1 protein-coding gene is annotated in these 751 nt (G+C 50.2%); it reads left to right on the top strand.

Features of this window, described 5'->3' with window-relative positions:
* Window positions 1-751: AMP-binding protein (locus Xentx_RS18220; RefSeq protein WP_139292550.1), on the top strand; the 751-nt coding region annotated here is incomplete at both ends.

Consider the following 751-nt stretch of genomic DNA (forward strand, 5'->3'; position numbering starts at 1 on the left):
AGCATAAGAATGTTATCCATATGGTGGCAGCACAGGCAGAACTGTTTAATATCACAAAACGAAAAAAAGCCTTAATGTTTGCCGCTTATGTTTTTGATGCGTCTGTTTCCGAACTGTTTCTCAGTTTACTGCATGGCCTGACGGTTTACCTGTGCAGTGAAACCGAACGCAACGCCCCGGCGGTTGCCCACCTGATTCAGCGTGAAGGCATTGAAATTGCCACCTTACCGCCAGCCATACTAAAAGTATTAATCGGCACTGAATTACCCTCTTTGCAGTTATTGGTAACAGCAGGTGAATCCCCGTCCTCAGACTTTCTTGACGATTTCAGCCATCACAGCAAAGTACTAAATGCGTATGGCCCGACCGAAGTTACCGTTTGTGCCAGCGGCAAGCACTACCAATATGGGGAGCTTGCCAGCAATATTGGTCAAGCCATCAATAACGTCCGTCTTTACGTCCTTGATAGTGACGGTAACTTGTCCCCTGTCGGCGCGGCGGGTGAGTTGTATATTGGTGGCGCCGGACTGGCACGGGGGTATTTAAACCGGCCTGAACTCACTGCCGAACGTTTTGTGCCGAATCCCTTTGCCACCGCAGAAGATAAAGCCCGTGGCTATACCCGCCTGTACAAAACCGGCGACTTAGTCCGCTGGCTGCCGAATGGGGAGCTGGAATATCTGGGACGTAATGACTTTCAGGTTAAAATCCGCGGCTACCGCATTGAGCTGGGAGAAATCGAAAACGCCCT

It is taken from the genome of Xenorhabdus thuongxuanensis (assembly GCF_001908095.1).
Taxonomy (GTDB): Bacteria; Pseudomonadota; Gammaproteobacteria; order Enterobacterales; family Enterobacteriaceae; genus Xenorhabdus; species Xenorhabdus thuongxuanensis.